Source organism: Nocardioides alkalitolerans DSM 16699 (genome assembly GCF_000426525.1).
GTDB classification, from domain to species: Bacteria; Actinomycetota; Actinomycetes; order Propionibacteriales; family Nocardioidaceae; genus Nocardioides; species Nocardioides alkalitolerans.
The window spans coordinates 184,398-202,949 of sequence record NZ_AUFN01000011.1; the positions used below are offsets into that span (position 1 = coordinate 184,398).

The 18,552-nt window shown below is 69.4% G+C and carries 20 protein-coding genes; 15 read left to right on the forward strand and 5 right to left on the reverse strand.

What is annotated here, in order from left to right; translation table 11 throughout:
• Positions 1-12: 12 nt before the first annotated feature.
• The 3 genes from K329_RS0107500 to K329_RS31615 all read right to left on the reverse strand — a co-directional run bounded on the left by K329_RS0107500 (position 13) and on the right by K329_RS31615 (position 3,818).
• On the reverse strand, positions 13-3,054 hold the full coding sequence (locus K329_RS0107500) for a fibronectin type III domain-containing protein (RefSeq protein ID WP_028472554.1): 3,042 nt from the start codon (positions 3,052-3,054) through the stop codon (positions 13-15).
• Positions 3,055-3,237: 183 nt separating this feature from the next.
• Positions 3,238-3,414 (reverse strand): hypothetical protein, encoded by a 177-nt coding sequence (locus K329_RS30775; protein WP_157571623.1) that lies wholly within the window; start codon positions 3,412-3,414, stop codon positions 3,238-3,240.
• Positions 3,415-3,437: 23 nt separating this feature from the next.
• Entirely contained in the window at positions 3,438-3,818 is a 381-nt protein-coding gene (locus K329_RS31615) for a winged helix-turn-helix transcriptional regulator (protein WP_245596475.1), read from the reverse strand.
• A 99-nt stretch (positions 3,819-3,917) separates the two neighbouring features.
• Here K329_RS31615 and K329_RS31620 point away from each other — a divergent pair, with 99 nt between their 5' ends.
• The 15 genes from K329_RS31620 to K329_RS0107590 all read left to right on the forward strand — a co-directional run bounded on the left by K329_RS31620 (position 3,918) and on the right by K329_RS0107590 (position 17,298).
• A complete protein-coding gene (locus K329_RS31620; protein ID WP_052336533.1) occupies positions 3,918-4,658 on the forward strand; it encodes an alpha/beta fold hydrolase in 741 nt (246 codons plus the stop codon).
• A gap of 457 nt (positions 4,659-5,115) precedes the next feature.
• Positions 5,116-6,126: a TadA family conjugal transfer-associated ATPase gene (locus tag K329_RS25350; RefSeq protein WP_245596477.1), complete on the forward strand. Its 1,011-nt coding sequence runs from the start codon at positions 5,116-5,118 to the stop codon at positions 6,124-6,126.
• On the forward strand, positions 6,092-7,660 hold the full coding sequence (locus tag K329_RS0107530; protein ID WP_028472555.1) for a recombinase family protein: 1,569 nt from the start codon (positions 6,092-6,094) through the stop codon (positions 7,658-7,660). Before K329_RS25350 ends, K329_RS0107530 begins: the two co-directional genes overlap by 35 nt.
• A 102-nt stretch (positions 7,661-7,762) precedes the next feature.
• Positions 7,763-8,839 (forward strand): protein NO VEIN domain-containing protein, encoded by a 1,077-nt coding sequence (locus K329_RS29445; protein ID WP_028472556.1) that lies wholly within the window; start codon positions 7,763-7,765, stop codon positions 8,837-8,839.
• 638 nt (positions 8,840-9,477) lie between these two features.
• The gene (locus K329_RS0107540; RefSeq protein ID WP_157571624.1) at positions 9,478-10,167 is read left to right on the forward strand and encodes a hypothetical protein; all 690 of its coding nucleotides are present in this window, start codon (positions 9,478-9,480) and stop codon (positions 10,165-10,167) included.
• A gap of 1,044 nt (positions 10,168-11,211) precedes the next feature.
• Complete coding sequence (locus tag K329_RS32065) at positions 11,212-11,742, forward strand: recombinase family protein (RefSeq protein WP_084541156.1); 531 nt, start codon at positions 11,212-11,214, stop codon at positions 11,740-11,742.
• A gap of 233 nt (positions 11,743-11,975) precedes the next feature.
• Complete coding sequence (locus K329_RS0107550) at positions 11,976-12,899, forward strand: hypothetical protein (RefSeq protein ID WP_028472559.1); 924 nt, start codon at positions 11,976-11,978, stop codon at positions 12,897-12,899.
• An 11-nt stretch (positions 12,900-12,910) separates the two neighbouring features.
• Positions 12,911-13,450: a hypothetical protein gene (locus tag K329_RS0107555; protein ID WP_028472560.1), complete on the forward strand. Its 540-nt coding sequence runs from the start codon at positions 12,911-12,913 to the stop codon at positions 13,448-13,450.
• A gap of 88 nt (positions 13,451-13,538) precedes the next feature.
• On the forward strand, positions 13,539-13,874 hold the full coding sequence (locus tag K329_RS25360) for a CpaF/VirB11 family protein (protein WP_245596478.1): 336 nt from the start codon (positions 13,539-13,541) through the stop codon (positions 13,872-13,874).
• A gap of 5 nt (positions 13,875-13,879) precedes the next feature.
• Complete coding sequence (locus K329_RS0107565) at positions 13,880-14,734, forward strand: type II secretion system F family protein (protein WP_028472561.1); 855 nt, start codon at positions 13,880-13,882, stop codon at positions 14,732-14,734.
• Positions 14,731-15,672 carry a type II secretion system F family protein gene (locus tag K329_RS0107570; RefSeq protein WP_028472562.1) on the forward strand — a complete coding sequence of 314 codons (942 nt, stop codon included), beginning with the start codon at positions 14,731-14,733 and terminating at the stop codon, positions 15,670-15,672. Before K329_RS0107565 ends, K329_RS0107570 begins: the two co-directional genes overlap by 4 nt.
• Positions 15,673-15,730: 58 nt before the next feature.
• Positions 15,731-15,952: a hypothetical protein gene (locus tag K329_RS25365; RefSeq protein ID WP_043642551.1), complete on the forward strand. Its 222-nt coding sequence runs from the start codon at positions 15,731-15,733 to the stop codon at positions 15,950-15,952.
• Entirely contained in the window at positions 15,939-16,367 is a 429-nt protein-coding gene (locus K329_RS25370) for a TadE family protein (RefSeq protein ID WP_028472563.1), read from the forward strand. The genes K329_RS25365 and K329_RS25370 overlap by 14 nt, the downstream gene beginning before the upstream one ends.
• Complete coding sequence (locus K329_RS0107585; protein WP_028472564.1) at positions 16,364-16,837, forward strand: hypothetical protein; 474 nt, start codon at positions 16,364-16,366, stop codon at positions 16,835-16,837. Before K329_RS25370 ends, K329_RS0107585 begins: the two co-directional genes overlap by 4 nt.
• Positions 16,834-17,298 (forward strand): pilus assembly protein TadG-related protein, encoded by a 465-nt coding sequence (locus tag K329_RS0107590; protein ID WP_028472565.1) that lies wholly within the window; start codon positions 16,834-16,836, stop codon positions 17,296-17,298. The genes K329_RS0107585 and K329_RS0107590 overlap by 4 nt, the downstream gene beginning before the upstream one ends.
• A gap of 292 nt (positions 17,299-17,590) precedes the next feature.
• Here the strand turns inward: K329_RS0107590 and rraA are convergent, their stop codons facing one another.
• Together rraA and K329_RS31460 are read right to left on the reverse strand one after the other, a co-directional pair.
• Positions 17,591-18,103 (reverse strand): ribonuclease E activity regulator RraA, encoded by a 513-nt coding sequence (rraA, locus tag K329_RS0107595; protein ID WP_028472566.1) that lies wholly within the window; start codon positions 18,101-18,103, stop codon positions 17,591-17,593.
• Between the two features lie 12 nt (positions 18,104-18,115).
• Complete coding sequence (locus K329_RS31460) at positions 18,116-18,535, reverse strand: universal stress protein (RefSeq protein ID WP_028472567.1); 420 nt, start codon at positions 18,533-18,535, stop codon at positions 18,116-18,118.
• Between the last annotated feature and the right edge of the window lie 17 nt (positions 18,536-18,552).

Genomic DNA, 18,552 nt, shown 5'->3' on the forward strand with positions numbered 1-18,552 from the left:
CGGCCGACCGGCTCAGCGCAGCGTGACCCGCGCGGCGGCGCTCGGGGTGCTGGTGCCGATGCCGTTGCGGGCGTACACGGTGAACGCGTAGGTGCCGGGCGCGACGCCGCGGAAGGTGAGCGAGCTGTTGGCGCCGGGGACGGGCCAGTAGCGGCTGCCGTCGGGTCCGACGCGGCGCACGACGTACTCGGTGATCGTCGAGCCGCTCGCCGGCGGCGGGGTCCAGCTCAGCGTGACGTTGGCGCCCTTCACGACGGTGGTCGGCCGAGCGGGAGCGGCGGGCACGCCGGCGGTGACGGTCACGGTGCGGACCGGGCTGGCGAGGCTGTTGCCGAGCACGGTGGTGGCGTAGACGGTGAACGTGTAGGTGCCGCGCGGCAGGTTCTCCACGACGATGCGGTCGCGGTCGGCGGGCACCACGACGTACGTGTTGCCGCTGCTGCTGCCGCGGCGCACGACGTACTGCGTCACGGGCTCGCCGTTGCCGTCGCCCGGCAGCCAGGCCAGGGTCACGTCGTCCTCGACCACGCGGGCGTAGGGCTGCGCCATGGGGAGGGCGCGGCCGGCGGGCACGACCGCGGTCGACGGCGCGGAGGGCTCCGAGGTGCCGGCGTCGTTCGTGGCGGTGACGGTGAACGTGTACGCCGTGCCGTTGACGAGGCCGTCGAGGCGCAGGCTGCGCGCCTCGGGACCGACCTCGGTGACGACGTCGCCGGGGGAGGTGGTGACGGCGTAGCCGGTGACGGGCAGGCCCCCGTCGTCGCTCGGGGTGCTCCAGCTGACCACGGCGGAGCGGTCGCCGCGCACCGCGCGCACGTCGCCGGGGGCGGCCGGTGCGGTCTCGTCGCAGTAGAAGTCGCCGTCGTTGACGGCCACGGCGGCCGCGGCCTCGGGGCTGGTGGGGGCGACGTCGAGGCAGCGCTCGTCGGTCACGGTGACGGTGCGGCCCGAGGGCACGAACCGCAGGGGCGTGCCGGTCGCGGGCCGCGGACGGGCGGCCTGGAAGGCGAGCACCGAGCTCTCCGGTACGGCGACCGCCCCGGCGCACCCGTCGAGCGCCTCGCAGGAGGAGAGCGTCAGGAGCGTCCCGCCCGCCGCGCGCGCGACGCTGCCGGTGGTGGCGCCGTCGGAGGTGCGCACGTAGGTGCCGTCGCGGGGCGCGCCGAGCACGTGGCCGCCCCACGGCTGGGCGGTCTCGCCCGCGCGCTGGAGGGCAGCGGCGTCGACGCGCACGGCGCCGGTCGCGCTGCCACCGGCGAGGGCGGCGCCGCCGGCGAAGACGTACGGCGTGCCGCCCGCGGTCACGACGGTCCCGTCGACGGGCTGGGCGCGCAGGTGGGCGAGGTTGCCGCCGGGCTGGCCGGCCCGGTCGAGGACGGCGGCGGAGACGTCGACGGCCGCGGGGGCGCCGGCCTCGAGCACGCTCGCCGAGGTGACGTGGAGCGGCGCGTCGCCGGCGACGCGGTAGAGCCGGTCGGTGCCGACGGCGCGGAGCACGGTGCCGGGGGCGGGGTAGGCGCTGAGCCGGTCGTAGCTGCCGCCGGACCCGGCGCGGGCGATGGCGGCGTCGTCGACGGCGGTGGTGGGCTGGCGGCCCCCGAACGGGGTCCAGGAGTCGACCCACTGGGGCGAGCCGCCGGCGACGCGGTAGACGCCTCCGCCGGCCTTGCCGATGAGGAACGTGCCCTCGGCGGGCACGGCGCGCAGGTGCTGCCAGGCGCCGGAGAGGCCGGCGACGCCCGCGTTGGTGACGGTCTGCTCGCCGACGTTGGTGAAGGTGATGGAGCCCGAGCCGCCCCAGGGGTCGAGGGTGCTGACGTAGACGGGGGCGCCGCCGGCCACGACGTACACGCTGCCGCGTCGCGCCGTGCGGATGAAGGTGCCCTCGGCGGGCAGGGCGGTGAGGTGGTCGTACATGTGGTCGGCGCCGATGCGGTCGATCGCGGCGTCGTCGACGTCGGTGACGGGGGCGCTGCCGGGGTCGAGGTCGGGCACGTGGAGGGGGCTGTTGCCGACGACGCGGAAGAGGCGGTTCGACGGCACGCCGCGCAGGAAGGTGCCCTCGACGGGGTAGCGGCGCAGGGTGCCGAACTGCTCGCGGGTGTAGGCGGTGGTGGGCTGCGCGCCCCCGAACCCGGCCCAGGAGGAGACGTAGATCGGGGCGCCGCCGGCGACGCGGTAGGTGTGCCCGCCGTACGTGACGAAGTCCCCGTCGGCCACCGGGTCGGTGTTGACGTAGTCGAGCTCGGCGGCGTCGCACTCGGTGTTGGTGGCGACCGGGTAGGCCGTCGACATCATGCCGATGGCGGTGTCGGCGGGCAGCACGGCGTACGTCGGGAACCGCGCCCAGCACGCCTTCTGGAAGTCGGTGTGGGTGTGGATGCCGCTCTCGGTGCACACGCGCCACGAGCTGGAGTAGGGCCACCCGTCGGCGGTGCCGTCGGCGCAGCGGTTGTCGGGGGTGCGGCCGGTGGCGAGGTAGCCGAGAAGGCGGCCGGGGGAGAACTCCGGAGTGCTCGTGGTGACCTGCAGGTTGCGCAGGTGGCCGTAGCGGATCTGCCCGAGGAGGGTGCCGCCGACGCGCACGTCGAGGGTGAGCATGGTGCCGGCGCCGTTGTTGTTGCTGGCGATGCGCGCGACCTTGAGGGTGACGGGGCCGTCGAACGATCGGAAGTTGGCGTAGACGGCGGCGTTGTCGCCCTTGTGCAGGTCCCACGAGAAGCCGCCGAGGAGGGCGGGGGTGTGGTCGGCGGGCCGCACGAGCCCGGTGCGTCCGGACGCGCTGGCGAACGGCATCAGCACCGCGACGCGTACGCCGCCCGCGGCCGCCGCGGGCTCGAGGTCGGCGGGGTCGATCTGGGTGCCGGCGTCGGTCTCGGAGGTGCTGTCGGGGGTCGCGGGGGCGAAGCGCTCGGGGGCCACGAGGGCGAGCGCGACGAGGGCGGTGGCCACGAGGAGCGTGGCGAGGGAGGCGGCCAGGATTGCCTTCGCGAGGGCGCGCGCCGGCCCCGTGGAGCGGCTGGGCGGGCCCGCGGCGGGCGTCTCGGTCGGCACGGGGATTGAATCTAGGTGGACCAGACCGGGGAATCGGTGCGAATGGCGATGTTCACAGGTGGGGCTGGTGTGACGTGAGTCGTCGTGGAGGGCGGTCGGGTGGTGGGCTGGGCGGCCTTCTGGGGGTCATCGGCGGCCGCCGTGTTCACTGCCGAGCACTGCCCGATGAGGTTGCGGCAGTGGTCAGTCGAGAGCGGCCGCCACGAGACCGATGACCGCGCCGAGGCCGAGGGCCACTCCGGCGATCCCGACCCAGGTCCGTCGAGGCGACCAGCCGCGCTTCGCGCCGTACCGCGTGAGCAGCACCACCAGCAGACCGATGGTGCCCCCGAGGACGAGGCTGGTGACGGGGCCTTCCATGTCGTCAGTGTGTCAGGACGCAGTCAGGGCCGCCGGGCAGCGGACGCGGGCGTGCCGAGGGGATCGATCTCGTGCATGTGGTCCTCGGCCCATGCCCGTAGCGCGGCGAGCGGCTCGTCGAGGCTCTCGCCGAGCGGTGTCAAGGAGTAGTGCACAGCCGGCGGCACGGTGGGCTCGACCCGACGCGCCACGAGCCCGTCTCCCTCGAGCGACTGCAGGGTCTGAGCGAGCATCTTCGCTGAGACGCCCGGCGTCGCGCGCTTGACCTCGGACCACCGCAGCTCTCCGGATTCGGCAAGGGTCTTGATGATCATCGCGACCCACTTGCCACTGATCCGGTCGAGCAGCTGCCGAGTGGGACACGACGGGTCGAACAGATCGCCACGTCGGTCGGGGGCGGTCACCACGGGGTGACCTCGTGTGCACGAAGTGCCTTCTTCTCCATGCCGGCCACGGTATCTAGTTTGAACGAGGTAACTGAAAGTGACTAACAGAGGGTCGACATGAACGGACTGGTGTTGCTGCACGGCTTTCCCCACACGCCGCGGCTCTGGGACGAGGTGCTTCCCCAGTTGCGACGAACGCACCACGTGCTCACTCCCGACACGGTTGCGGGCGGCGACGCGATGTCGCTCGCCGAGCAGGTCGCCACCGAGATGGCGGAAGCGGGCATGAGAACTGCGGACGTCGTGGCGATCGACGCAGGCGTCCCCGTTGCCCTGGTGCTCGCACTGACCCGACCCGCGCTCGTCACTCGCCTCGTCGTGATGGAAGCCCTGGCAGGTGCCCTCCCGGGGGCCGAGTCGTTCCTCGCGAAGGGGGCGCCGTGGTGGTTCGGGTTCCATCAGGTGCCCGACCTGGCGGAGACGGTGCTGGAAGGACACGAACGGGAGTACGTCGAGTGGTTCCTCCAGGCCGGTACCGCCGCACGCCGCGGCATCGATCCCGCTCTCACGGACGCCTTCGTCGCTGCCTACACCGGCCGTGACCGACTCGCGGCAGGATTCGCTCACTACCGCGCCATGCCGGCGAATGCTGTTGCCATCAGCGCGCTGACATCCGAGCGCTCACTGAGCATGCCGACGCTGGCCATCGGGGCACGCCCGGTCGGGCCCGCTCTCGGCGCTCAGCTGAGCCGCGTGACCGACGACCTCACCACCATCCAGCTCGACCACTGTGGCCATCTGATCCCGCTCGACGCACCCGACCGGCTGTTGGCCGCACTGGTGCCTTTCTTGAGCTGAGCCCGACGGTCCTCGGTGAGATGACGCGCCCGTTCGGCACGGGCGCCCAGTTCGCCGCCAGGTCGAGAGCGGTGTCGGTGTCACGGCCTGCTGGGTCGACCGGGGTGTGGCCCGTACCGGCCAGGTGGCCCGCCGGCGCGACGTCGCCCCGATGACTGCTCGCGGGCGTGCCCGCCGCATCAGGCGACCGCGGGCCCGAGGTGGTGTGGTGAGGGTGCCGGTTGTCCGGGCGCCGGCGTCGAAGATGGAGGAGGTGCGGGTGGTGGCCGTCCGTTCCACGGGGTCAGGGCGCGAGGGTAGGGCGACCCAGAGCACGCCCGTTGTCACCGTCATGACAGTTCTCCACAGGTTGTGACTGGTGTGGTGGACCCATCGCCGAGCGCTGTTGTTTCATGGTTCTCACTGCTTCTCTGCTTCATCGCCACTTCGGAACTCCACTCGGGACGGGGCTCTGCCAATGACGATCGCCGACGTCGACGGCCGTTCGCGCGCGAACGGTGCCGGGCCGCCGCTGCCCGCCGCGGCCGCGCCGGCGAGCGTGATGGACGCCCTCGACGCACGGGTGCGCGAGGTGGTGCGGGCCGAGGCCATCGACCCCCAGCGTGACGTCGCGGTGGTGCGCCGCATCGCGGAGAACGTGGCGCGCGAGCACGACGACCGGAGCCTGACCGGTGCGGTCGCGAAGCTCGGTGACGTGCCTGCTGTGGTGGCCGAGCTGGTCGCGCGCATCTCCGGGTTCGGGCCGCTGCAGCCGTTCCTCGACGATCCGACGGTCGAGGAGATCTGGATCAACGACCCCAGCCGCGTCTTCGTGGCGCGCAACGGGCGCCACGAGCTGACGAACCTGATGCTCACCCAGGCGCAGGTCGCCGAGCTGGTCGAGCGGATGCTCAAGTCGAGCGGTCGCCGGCTCGACATCTCCAGCCCGTTCGTCGACGCGATGCTGCCCGAGGGCCACCGGCTGCACGTGGTGCTCGAGGGCATCAGCCGCGGATTCACGGCGGTGAACATCCGGAAGTTCGTGCTCAAGGCGGCGCGCCTCAGCGATCTCGTCGAGCTGCACAGCCTCTCGTCGCAGGCGGCCGCGTTCCTGACCGCGGCGATCCGGGCCGGGCTCAACGTCCTCGTTGCGGGCGGCACGCAGGCCGGCAAGACCACGATGCTCAACTGCCTAGCGGCGGCGATCCCCGGCGGCGACCGCGTGGTGTCGGCGGAGGAGGTCTTCGAATTGAGGTTCCCCCATCCAGATTGGGTGCCGATGCAGACGCGGCAGTCCGGACTCGAGGGCACGGGGTCCGTCGTGCTGCGGGACCTCGTGAAGGAAGCGCTGCGCATGCGCCCGTCGCGGATCATCGTCGGCGAGGTCCGCTCGGAGGAGTGCCTCGACCTCCTCCTCGCCCTCAACGCGGGCCTGCCGGGGTTAGCCTTCGACAATGCACGAGCTGCCGACTGGGTCGACGCCGCCTAGGGCGGCCCTCTACTGCCGCATCAGCGAGACTGATGACGACTTCGACAAGGTGGCAGTGCAAGAGAAAAACCTCAGGGCCCTCAGCGCCAAGCAGGGCTACGAGGTAGCTGGGTTGTATGTCGACGATGGCATCAGCGCCTTCCTGCCGGGGAAGGAGCGGCCGGGCTATAAGCGCATGGTGTCCGACGCCAAGGCCAGGAAGTTCGACGTCATCGTGGCAACCTTCCAGGATCGTCTCTCGCGGCAGACCGCGGAGGTGCTGGAACTCTTCATGATCTGTCGCGAAAGTGGCATCCGCTGGCACACACTTGCAGAGGGTTTGCTAGATCCGACTTCCGGTGACCACGAGGTGGTGGCCTTTCTGCGCGGCTGGGTCGGAAGCCAAGAGATAATCACTCGCAGCAAGCGTCAGCAGCAGCGGTTCGACGAGCGGAGACGGGCTGGTCAGCCCCTGTGGGGTAATCGCCCTTTTGGCTTTGAACCCGACCGTGTTGCGCACCGCGAAGACGAAGCCAACGAGATCAGGTGGGCGTCTGAGCAGATAGCAGCCGGAGCCACGATCTACAGCATCATTAAGGAGTGGAACCTCCGAGAAGTACGCACGGCTACCGGACGGACGTGGAGTTACGCCAGCGTCCAACAGTTGCTGAAGCGACCTAGGAACGCGGGCCTGATGGAGGTTCGCGGCGAGATTGACGAGTCTGTCAAGGCAGTATGGGAACCGATTGTTGACCGCGACCTTTGGGACCTGGTGCGGGCGAGAATCACGAAGAATCCCGGCGACGTCGGACGCATCTTTGAGCCCAGATGGCTGCTTGCAGGCATCGCTCGATGTGGCTTGTGCTCGCAGCCCCTGCGGTCCTCGGTAGGGAGCGACCGGAAGGCCTCCTACAAGGTGTACCGCTGCAAGCGCTCCGCGCTGCCAGCGGTCCCTCCCGAGTTCGACGACGGCGGCAAGAAGGTTCGTCACGGTTCGGCCAAAGCCCTAGTGCTGGATGACCTCGCCCGCAACGCTGTGGTTTCCGCGTTCATGTTCGCGCCGAACGACCTGCTGCCGTCGGAGAATTCCTCTGCGTCGGACCTTCGTCGGGCCCAAGTGGAGCTGGAGGAGGCGAAAAAGAAGCTGGTCAAGATCACCGAGGAACTAGACGATGATGAGTCACCGTTCGATCGCTCCACGCTGCGCGCCAAGGCCACCAAACATCGCCAGCGGGAGCTGGAGCTAGAGGCAGATATTCAACGCATCGTTGAGGCCGACGCGAACAGCGCCATGCTGATCGAGTCCGGAGCTCTGATCCTGGAGAACGACGGCCGGATCAGCATGGGCGCCGCTGCGGACCACAAGTCGCTTCTCCTGCAACGATTCGACTCCCTTCCGCTACGTCAGCGCCGTCAGTTGGTCGAGAGCTTCCTCGATGTAGTGGTCTACCCCGGCCGGAGCGCCGACCGATTCGTGGTCTGGCACAAGGTCGCTGTTTCGCTGAACGATGAGGGGGCGACAGCCCCAGAGTTCCTGCGGCCCGTTGTTCTGTGAGGCATCGGCCCAAGCTCGGCAATGGGCGCGTCCCGCGTGATTGTGCCCAATGCGGCTCCGCCTTCACTCGTGCGACCCGTCGCACCGGCATGATGTCGGCCCGTGGCACTCAATACCTGGTGGACCCAGGACCCTTCGCAGCGGTACTGGATGGAAGTGCGCTCGATCGATACCAACGGCCTCCTCGGCGAGTTGCTGATTGCGCCCAAGTTCCCCAGTGCGTCACCGTTCTATGAGCTCGTTTCGCAGGTGCGGCCCGGCGACCGGGTTCTCCATTGGGGGGGCAGCGGATCAGCCCATGGTCTGGTGGGTTGGTCTATCGCCAAGGCTGCGGCCGAGGTCGCTCATGGTTACCGATGGAAGCCGCGTGGCGTGTCAGCGCGGGAGAAGGGCACGGACCGGGTCACGGACGCTTGGGCCGTGGACCTTGGCGGCTTCAACTCGTTCGACCATCCACTGACGTCGGAGCTGCTTCAGCTTCAATCGTCCGCCGTACTGGACCTGCGTGCTGCCCTAGAGAGCCAGTACGGGAAGCCGATCTACTTCCCCTACTACCTATACGGCGGGACCGCACTGCGTGCGCAGCAGGGATACTTCACGACTTTCCCGAGACAGCTTCTTGAACTTTTCCCGCAGCTTGGCGCTGCCCAGACGACCAGTCAGGGCCTCTTGAGCCAAAGCCAGAACCAACAACCGTCCGCCTCGCCCCCCGCCGATGACGACGGGGTCATCGAGGAGGATGCGCCTGGCGGGAAAGCTCTGCCCGGACGCACCACCCGGGTCCAGGATCCCGTCCTCCGGTCAGCCATCGAAAATTGGGCCGTGGACGCCGCGATCGACTACTACTCCGGCCGCGGGGCTACGGACATCGTCAAACTCGGCAAGCCTTACGACATCAGACTTAACCTCGACGGCGTGGAGCGCCACGTGGAGGTGAAAGGCAGCTCCCTGCAGATCGACACCGTGGAGCTCACCATCAACGAGGTGACCCACGCCGAGGGTCACGCTGCAACGGACCTTGTGGTCGTGGACAGCATTAGCTGGACCCGCACGAAAACTGGGACGGTCGAGTGCGCGGGCGGCCGCTTCCGGATCTGGCAGGACTGGACGCCGTCGGCTTCGGATCTCGCCCCGAAGCGCTTCGCGTACAGCCTCCCCGGAGACACACCTGACTCTTAGGCCAGCCGTTGCGTAATCGGACGGGACTGGGTGCGGCTACGGGTTGCTTCGGGCCGCCCAACGCCCGCTTCGGGCCACTCCGGGCCACTCCGGGCCACTCCGGGCCTGCTCCAGGGCCTCCGGGCCGCGGGGCAGGGGGAGCGGGGCAGCGACAAATGCAGTCGCCCCAGAGGCTTTTCCGGCCGGGAGCTGTGGGTTACGCTCTCGAGCGCATGGCTGCGGGTGCTGGATTCCATCCCAGAAACAACGCAAGTCGCCGACCTGCCGGACGAGCCGAGGCACAGACGGGCGACGGGGCCAAGAGCAAATTTGTGATGCGCAGAGTTGGGCGAAGCACGCAATCTCGACCGCATTCCCAATCATGCCAAACGGGCAATCGGCACCCTAGTAGGGGTAACAAGTTGTCTTCCCGCTTCAGGAGCGATCGACAGAGCTTGTTGCGAGAGCCGACGGCCGAGTAATTGATCTAGTTCACCTTGGCCGGAGAACTCACTGGGGTGGGAGCGCCAACGCCCTCCCACCCCACCCTCCGGCCAAGCCCGGCCAAGGGGTGATCGACGTTGTCCAGTTCCAGAGTCCAGGACCTCAGTAGCGAGGCAATGAGGACCGCCTGCAGGTGTGTCCGGCGGTGGCCAAAGTTGGCCCACTGGGCCGCGACGGGGCATGCGGACGGAGACGCCTATCTTGAACACTTCCGCAATCAGAAGGCCATCAGGCTGTGGCTCGGGACTGTCAGCTACCGCAGGCACAACGAGGCGATTGCGTTGCTTCTCGATCGCGCCGACGACTGGGTCAATCACGACGCTCAGCGTCAGCTCGTCGCCGAGACCTACGCATCTCAGCTCGAGCGCGGTCTGGCGAGCGCGATGGCGCCCACGCGACGTGCACTTCACCAAGCTGCATTCACGATCGCCTACTCGCGCGGCGCTCCGGCGCTTGCCAGCCTGCGGTTTTTGGCGCTGACCGCCTTTGTGCAGTCGGATGTAACAGCCTCCCCGGCAGCCGTGCGGAAGCAGATGGCGAACCTGCAAGCATCTGGCGTCCTGACCTACACGCCGGGGGAGCGGAGCTCAATCCAGTCACGATCAGGAACTGTGACGCTGGAGTTAGTGACAGGAGCGAGCCAGCGCCTCGTTAACGAGGCGCGCACGCTGCTGGAACCAAGTCCAGAGTTGCTGCTGGAGTGGCGTCAGTTCTTAGATACAGCGGGAGGGGGCCGCGCGAAGGAACGCGAGCTGCGCGCATCGCAGCGTGATCGCCTCAGGCGTGCGGAGGCTCAGCTCCTACACGACGCGGCAGTGGCGAGCATGCGCGACTTCGAGTTTTGAGCCAGGTGATGGTGCCGCCCAGCGCCCGCTTCGGGCCACTCCGGGCCGCTCCGGGCCTGCTCCAGGGCCTCCGGGCCGCGGGGCAGGGGGAGCGGGGCAGCGACAAATGCAGTCGCCTCAAAGGCTGTGAGTTGTCGGCCGGTGAGACCAACGGTCGAACGTGTCCGGGCCACTGATCCGCTGGTCCGCCGGGGTAACAGGTTGTCTGTCTGATTCCTGGGCGCGAGCGCCGTGGTGAGACGGCGAGCCGTGCCTCCGTTGTGGAGTGCATGCCAAGAAAGTTCGCCATGTGCTATCACCCGAATCGGTCTCTCGTGAGGCTCGTGACCTCAGCGGCGGATCGATTCAGCTCGTAGCAGCAGAGATGGGCGTGAACGCCAGTGTGATCTACCGCCATCCGCGAGAGCGCCTCCAATCGCGGGCTGTCCACTTCGTTGCTACTGGACGGGCGATCGCGCCGTGGTGAGCGCGTCGGCCCAGAGCGCAACGCAGACCTTCCTGACGTCCATTGAGCCGTCCACTGGTCCCGGGATAGAAACAGTCCGTATTTCGGGAGTATCGGTGACTTAGGTACACACCCTCAGTGCGCAGTGATTCCTGAGTTCAGTTCGGATCCGCCGGACCACAAGGCCAGGGAGACAGCGTGGCAGCGAGCAGGAAACACATTGAGATGAACCTCGACAGGATGGCCGGGGACGACGAGCTGCTTCAGCTCTGGGATGCAGCGGCGCGCACGCCAAACGACGACGGCGCCGAGCGAACGATCCAGCAGGCGTGGACCGCCTTCATTCAGGCAGCGGATGAGGCCGGGATTGCGGGCAGGATCCCTGGAACGGTCGGCCGAACGTTCGAGGCCAGGTGTGCCAGTTCGGCTGAAGGCGAGACTGAAGCGGTCGGGCGGCCGGAGTGTGCGACGGGGGCCCCCGGGCCCGCTCCGGCGCCTGCTGGCCCGAAGGCTGGGGGCTGTAGGGGGAGCACCCCGAAGGCCGCTCCGGCTGCTGACCAGGACCCAGCGTGACTGCTCTCGTGGGGGCCTACTGTCGTGTGTCAACCTCCGGCCAGGACCTGACGCCGCAGCTCGACCAGGTCAAAGCCGCCGGCGCAACTCGCATCTGGACCGACAAGCTCTCCGGTGTTCGCTCGGACCGTCCCGGTCTTTCAGATTGCGTGGACCACCTGCGGTCTGGAGACACGCTTATCGTTGTCGCCCTCGATCGGCTCGGTCGCTCGGTGATGCAAGTTCTGGGGACCCTCAACGACCTGCACTCGCGGGGGATCCAAGTCCGTTCACTACGCGAGGGGCTCGACATGGGCACCCCAGCGGGACGAATGGCAGCGGCAGTGTTCGCTGCCATGGCCGAGTTAGAGCGCGAGCTGATCCGCGAGCGGACGCAAGCCGCACGAGAGTCTGCGAGGGCCCGCGGTCGTCAGGTCGGCAGACCGCCAGTGCTCTCAACAGAGCAAGTAGCCCTAGCCAACAGGATGCGGGCAGCTGGCGAGCCGTATGCGGTGATCGCTCGTGCCCTGGGCTGCTCCCGAGCCACCATCTACCGATGGACGGAGGATGCGGCCTAGCCATCAGCCTGGATATCGAGACAACAGGAGTCGACCGTCGGTCGGCTCCTGTTTGCGTAGCCGAAGTGCGTGGCGCGGAGCTGCGACAAGCCACTGAGGCCGTCGTCAGGCATTGAATCGGGGAGGGGCGTTCTCGGTACGAGCGGGGCAGGCCGGAAGCAATTGGAGCGTGTCGTCACGTCCTCAAGCGCGATCGAATACCATCGTCGCAAGCTGCTGGAGAGGAAGTGCCCGTGCCGAAGCACCAATTCGCCGTTCATGAGGTCGTTGTGCGGAAACTCAACGCGAAGAAAGACGCGGAGCGCCTGCTGCACGACTTCACCGGTAAGGGTGACGACCTTCTCTCGGTTTTCCCGGAGTTCCTGAAGGCTCACGTTGGCAGTGGCCGCGCTTGCAAGAAGAACCGCTACATCAAGCTGATCAGTAAGACGGTCAAGGGCCGTTGTATCTGGTTTGACGTAGAAGTTGGTCGCTGGGGGTTGCAAGGTCGGGTGATCGACACGACGAGCCACAGTGAGGCGTACTCCATCCGATCGCAGGACGCGCCGACGTACGTCATTCGCGGCCTGCTTGTGGTTCCGGAGACCGGAGTTCGTGGCCTGATGGTCGCGGAGGTCGTGAGCAACCGAAGCTTCATGAGCACGCTGTGGCCGGAGTTCCGCGACTGGTTCGCGGGTCGGTTCCCTGAGGCGAAGTTGTGGCCGCGCGAGAGCACCGCCGTTGAGGCGCCCGCATGGCTTAAGTACCTGGACGATGCGAAGCTTCAGAAGATCACGTTCACCAGCTACGAGCGGAGCACCGACCAGGCCCGCCGCGTGAGGGCGCGGGAGTGGGTGTTGCGGGGCTACCGCGGCGAGGTGCTCCCGAAGGATTGGATCGGCAAGCTCGTCAAGGATCGGGTCAACCCGAAGTCGGTCATTACGGACATCCCGTCGGGGTTCAACCCCGAGGAAACCAAGGTTGAGATGAACGGACCAGGCGGGCCGAAGACGGTCGTGATCCAGAAGGACTACCCGCGGTTCCTGCACGAGCTGTCAGATGACGATGAACCTCGACCTGATGACGCGACGTTCCGTGCGGCGGTACTGTCGGAGGTTCGTGACACTCTCGAGGCGATGGGTCTGGACCACGAACTGGTGCTCGCTGGGGCATCGTGAGGCGGTGAACGATGAGCGCTAAGTGGGGCGTCAGCGACATCGTTTCAGCGCACTTCGACACCCTCCGGGACGCGACCACTGGCAAGTGGCGGTTCCGCGACTACCTCGGGCTCCTAGGCATACCCCTCGTTGTCGCGGTTGCGGCGGTCGTTTTTCACCTGAAGCTGTACGACGTGTCGAAGTTGTTGGGCGGGATCAGCGTGTTCACGGCACTGCTGTTCGGGATGGTCGGCAACGTCTTTACGCTCTTCATCCGCGTCCGTCGAGACGAGCGACTCTCTCCCTACGACTCGCTCATCGCGGACGTGCGGGAGCTCTTCGCGAACGTGAGCTGGTCTGTCTTGGTCGGCCTCGGCCTGACTACATCGATGGTGATCGCCTCTAGTACTCAGGCTCCCGCCGCGCCGGGCAAGACGGCCGAACCGTTGGGGTCAGCCTGGGCCGCCGTGCTCACGTTTCTGTTTGTGCATCTTGTGATGTGTGTCCTCATGGCCCTAAATCGGCTGTGGCTCGCTCACACAAAGATCGCCGACCTCCCACCCAAGTCGTAGCGGGACCGGCCGGTACCGCGGCTCGGTCCCGTCATGAGTGGTCTCATGTCGCAGCGCCTTGTCATTTGGTAAGTCGGGGCTGCCGGGCATGTGCACGCTCCACGCCAACAGCGCCCGCGAGGCGCTCGTGAAGATGTGCATGCTGCCGCTGCTCGCCGGCGAGAACGTGTCGTCGAAGTTCGTCGTGCCGACGGTCGCGAGCTCGGTCGACATCGTCGTCCACCTAGGCATCGACTCCCGCGGCGTGCGCCGGGTGAACGAGATCGTCGGCGTCCCCGGACGGGTCGAGAACGACATCATCGAGGTCGAGCCGCTGTTCGTGCGGCAGGGCGCCGAGCTGCGCCGTACGCACGGGATGCCGCCCCGTACGGAGGCGTTCGAGCGCATCGGCATCGACATCCACCGCATCCTGCAGGCGGGCTGAGGAGCGTGGGGGCGCTCGTCGGGCTGGGGCTGGGGCTCGGTCTGCTGCTGGTGTGGTCCGCGTTCTTCGTGCCGCGGACGCCGAAGGTCGTCGACCGGGAGCCCGGCCGGATCACCCTGATACTCGCCCGGGCCGGGATGGCGCACGTCTCCGCGACGAGCCTCGTCCTCCTGTGCGTCGTGCTCGGAGCGGCGGCCGCGCTCCTGATGCAGGTCGTGTCGCGTACGGCGCCGATCGCCCTCGTGTTCGGGCTCATGGCCGCCTACTTGCCGCTCGCGGTGGTCTCGGCCCGTGCCCGCCGGCGTCAGCGCGAGTTCGCCGATGTCTGGCCTGACGCGGTCGACAACCTCGCGTCCGCGGTGCGCGCGGGCCTCTCGCTGCCGGATGCGCTGGCCGGACTCGCGGTCCGTGGTCCTGAGCCGCTGCGGCCCGCGTTCGACGCGTTCGCGCTGGACTACCAGGTCACCGGCCGGTTCTCCGACTGCCTCGACCGGCTGAAGGAGCGTCTCGCCGACCCCGTGGGCGACCGTGTCGTGGAGGGCCTGCGGATCGCGCGCGAGGTCGGCGGCGGCGAGCTCGGGCGGCTGCTGCGCAACCTCTCGGGCTACCTGCGCGACGACGCGCGGCTGCGCTCGGAGATGGAGTCGCGGCAGGCCTGGACGGTCAACGGCGCCCGCCTCGCGGTGGCCGCACCCTGGATGGTGCTGCTGATGATGTCGTTCCAGGGCGACGTGATCCGGCGCTACGCCTCGCCGACGGGCACGCTGATCCTGGTGGTCGGCGCCGCGATCTGCGTCGTGTCCTACCGCCTGATGATGCGGATCGGCCGGCTGCCCACCGAACGGCGGATCCTCGGATGACGCCCGCCCTGGTCGGCGCGCTGCTCGGCTCCCTCGTGGGGGCCGGGCTGCTCCTCGTGCTGCTGCGGGTGCGGGCGATCCAGCGGCCGGCCCTGGGTGGGCGGGTGCTCCCGTACGTCCGTGACGTGCCCCGCGTGCCGGGCGCCGCCCCGGCGCGGACGCCGACGGTCAGTCCGGCATCGGCGGCAGCCGGCGTCTTCGGGCCGCTGCTCCGCCGGACCGCCGACGGCATCGAGCGGGTCCTGGGCGGCTCGGCCTCGGTCCGGCGCCGTCTCGACCGCGCCGGTCTCGACCGGACCGTCCACGACTTCCGCGTCGAGCAGGTCGTCTGGGGCCTCGCCGCCTTCGCGGTCGCCGCTGCCTGGGGCGTGCTGCGGACCCTCGCCGAGCCGGGCGCCGCGGTCGGTGCGTTCGTCTTCTGCCTCGTGGCTTTCGCCGGTGGAGTGCTCTACCGCGACAACCACCTGACGTCGCAGGTGAAGAAGCGGGAGCGTCGCATCATCGAGGAGTTCCCGATCGTCGCCGAGCTGCTGGCGCTCTCCGTTGCAGCCGGCGAGGGCCCGGTCGCGGCGCTGGACCGCGTCGTACGACGCAGCCGCGGCGAGCTGTCGCGCGACCTCGAAGGAGTGCTCGCCGCCGTCCGCACGGGCGAGCCCGTGAGCGACGCCTTCGACCGGATGGCCGCCACCACCGGCCTCCCGCTGGTGGCGCGTTTCGCCTCGGGCGTCGCCGTCGCCATCGAGCGGGGCACCCCGCTGGCCGACGTGCTGCACGCCCAGGCCGCCGACGTCCGCGACGCGGGGCGCCGCGAGCTCATCGAGACCGCCGCCCGCAAGGAGGTCTTCATGATGGTGCCGGTCGTGTTCCTGGTGCTCCCCGTGACCATCCTCTTCGCCTTCTACCCCGGCATCATCGGCCTCCGGCTGGTGGCGCCATGAGTCGACACGTCCGTCCGCACCCCCACCAGAACCCACCCACCAGAAACAAGGAGTGACCATGTCCGTCTCGGGATTCCTCACCCTCCTGCTCCGCTGCCGCGCCCTGCTCCTGCCACCCTCCGCCGAGGGCCGCCGCAGCGCCCAGCGCGGCGACGTGCCGGGGTGGGTCATGGTCACGGTCATGACCGCGGGCCTCGTCTACGCCATCTGGACCTTCGCCGGGCCCGAGCTCAACGCGATGCTGTCGCGCGCGCTCGGATCGGTCAGTGGCCTGGGCTGAGCGGCGCCGCCCTCGCCGCACCGCCCGTCGCACCCCAGCCCGCCGCGACCAGCGCGGGTCGGCCGTCGTCGACTTCGTGCTGGTGCTCGTGGTGCTGCTGCCGCTGTTCGCCGGGATCGTCCAGGTGGCGCTGGTGCTGCACGTGCGCAACACGTTGACCTCGGCGGCGTCCGAGGGAGCCCGGGAGGCGGCGGCGTACGACCGCGACCTCGCCGACGGTGAGGACCGCACCCGCAAGGAGATCGCCAACGCCGTCGCGAACCGGTTCGCCGAGGGTGTGCGGGTCGAGGAGTACGTCGTCGACGGGCGCCCCGGGGTGCGCGTGACGGTCGAGGCTGAGGTGCCGGCGTTCGGCCTGGGTGGGCCGGGGATCCGGCTGACCGCCCGGGGCCACGCGGTGGAGGAGTCGCCGTGAGGCCCGCGCACCGGCGCCGCGACCAGCGGGGCAGCGCCGTGATCGAGCTGACGTGGCTCGGGATCATCCTGCTGGTGCCCGTCGTCTACATCGTGCTGGCGGTGTTCGAGGTGCAGCGCGGTGCCTTCGCGGTCACGGCCGCCGCCCGGACCGCCGCCCGCGCCTACGCGCTCGCCGATGACCACGTCAGCGGCCAGGCCGCCGCCGACGCTGCCGCGACCCGGGCCTTCACCGACCAGGGCATCGATGAGCCGGTCGACGTCGACATCAGCTGCTCGGCGCCCGCCGACGGCGGTGGTCGGGCGACGGGACCCGACGCCTGTCGCGCGCCCGGGGCCGTCATCACGGTGGTCGTCGACTCGTCCGTCGCGCTGCCGTTCATGCCCGAGGTGCTGGGCGGCGGCACCCCGACCTTCGCCCTCGAGGCCAGCCACGCGGTGCCGTTCGGCCAGTTCCGGGAGGCGGAGTGACCGCCCGACACGGCGTCACCGGGGGAGCGCGGGACCAGCGCGGCCAGACGACGCTGATGATCATCGGCTTCGCCGGCGTGCTCTTCATGATGCTCGCGGTCGTGGTCGACGCCTCTGCCGCCTACCTCCAGCGCCAGGGGCTCGCCACGCTCGCCGACGGCGCCGCCCTCGCCGGCGCGGACGCGGGCGCCACGGGCGGCGAGGCCTACACCGGCGGGTTCCGCGACGACGACCGCGCCATCCAGACCGAGCGGGTCGCCGAGGCGGCGGTCGCGTCGTACCTGCTCGAGGTGGGGGCCTTTCGGCGCTACCCCGGGCTCGGGTACGACGCCAGCGTTGACGGCGGGTCGGTCGAGGTCCGGATCTCGGCGCCGCTCGACCTGCCGCTGACCCTGCCCGGCGGGCCCGAGGAGGCCACGATCGCCGCGACCGGCAGTGCGGCGGTGCAGCTCAGCCCCTAGGGGGTGACCGCGGGCGACGGGTGCGGCGGCGCCTCAGGTCATCCGGGACGTCATCCGAACTGACGCCCCGGGAGCTCGGACCGGATGACGTCGTCGGAGCGGGAGAGCGGCCGATCAACGCGGCCCGACCGGACGTCATACCGACGGGGGCTCCCGGGCCTCGATTCGTATGACGTCCGTGCCCCGGGCCCGACCGGACGGCCAGGTAGTCCCTGACGATGTGGTCGTTCCTCGGCCGCAGCAACGACCACTACGTCAGGGACTACCCGCCCGTAGAGGGGTGGAGCGTGCCTCAGACGACGACGATCCCGTCCTCGTCGCTCCACACGACGTCGCCCGGGGTGAACGTGACGCCTCCGAAGGTGACGGGCACGTCGGTCTCGCCGGCGGCGTCCTTGGCGCTCTTGCGGGGGTTCGAGCCCAGCGCCTTCACGCCCAGCTCGAGCGAGGCGATGGCGCGCACGTCGCGCACCGGGCCGTTGATGATGACGCCGGCCCAGCCGTTCGCCACGGCGGCCTCGGCGATCATGTCGCCCATCAGCGCTGAATACAGGGACGCGCCGCCGTCGACGACGAGCACCGCGCCCTCACCGGGGCTGTTGAGCGTCTTCTTGACCAGGCCGTTGTCGCGGTCGCAGCGCACCGTGCGCACGGGGCCCGTGAAGCGGGGGCGGGCGCCGTACTGATTGAACTGCGTCTCGCAGGAGCGCACCTCGACCTCGGCGTCGACGAGCGCGTCGACGAGGTCCGAGGTGGTGAGGGTGCCGGCGACGAAGGCGTCGGCGTCGAAGGTGGGGGTGCTCATGGGTGGGTCCTCTCAGCGGGCGGGCTTGACGACGAGGATCTGGGCGGAGACCTCGAGCAGGAGACGCTGGACCGATCGTCCGAGGATCATCTTGCCGATCGTGCTGCGGCGGCGCGAGCCGACGATGACCAGACGCGGTGTCAGCGACTCGAGGTGCTCCACCACGCTGTCGGTGGGGTCGCTGCCGGGCGCGACGAGGTCGAGCCGCCAGTCGAGGTCGGCGGGCAGCACCTCCGCCAGGCGGCCGGTGAGCACCTCCTCCTCGACCGCGGTGACGCGGTCGTCGGGGGACCCCGTCGAGGTGGCCACGACGACGAGCGGGAGCGAGCGGTGCTGCGCCTCCTCGACGGCGGCGGCGAGGGCGGCCTCGCCCTCGCGTGTGGCGGCGTGGAGCACGGCGACGGTCGGAGCGACCGAAGGAGAAGCGTTCACGGGGTCATCCTCCACTC

Coding starts and splice junctions, on each gene's coding strand:
- K329_RS25365 (WP_043642551.1), top strand. CDS start 15,731: ATGTCCGTCTCGGGATTCCTCACCCTCCTGCTCCGCTGCCGCGCCCTG.
- K329_RS0107530 (WP_028472555.1), top strand. CDS start 6,092: ATGCACGAGCTGCCGACTGGGTCGACGCCGCCTAGGGCGGCCCTCTAC.
- K329_RS31620 (WP_052336533.1), top strand. CDS start 3,918: ATGAACGGACTGGTGTTGCTGCACGGCTTTCCCCACACGCCGCGGCTC.
- K329_RS25350 (WP_245596477.1), top strand. CDS start 5,116: ATGACGATCGCCGACGTCGACGGCCGTTCGCGCGCGAACGGTGCCGGG.
- K329_RS0107555 (WP_028472560.1), top strand. CDS start 12,911: ATGAGCGCTAAGTGGGGCGTCAGCGACATCGTTTCAGCGCACTTCGAC.
- rraA (WP_028472566.1), bottom strand. CDS start 18,103: ATGAGCACCCCCACCTTCGACGCCGACGCCTTCGTCGCCGGCACCCTC.
- K329_RS25360 (WP_245596478.1), top strand. CDS start 13,539: ATGTGCACGCTCCACGCCAACAGCGCCCGCGAGGCGCTCGTGAAGATG.
- K329_RS0107570 (WP_028472562.1), top strand. CDS start 14,731: ATGACGCCCGCCCTGGTCGGCGCGCTGCTCGGCTCCCTCGTGGGGGCC.
- K329_RS30775 (WP_157571623.1), bottom strand. CDS start 3,414: ATGGAAGGCCCCGTCACCAGCCTCGTCCTCGGGGGCACCATCGGTCTG.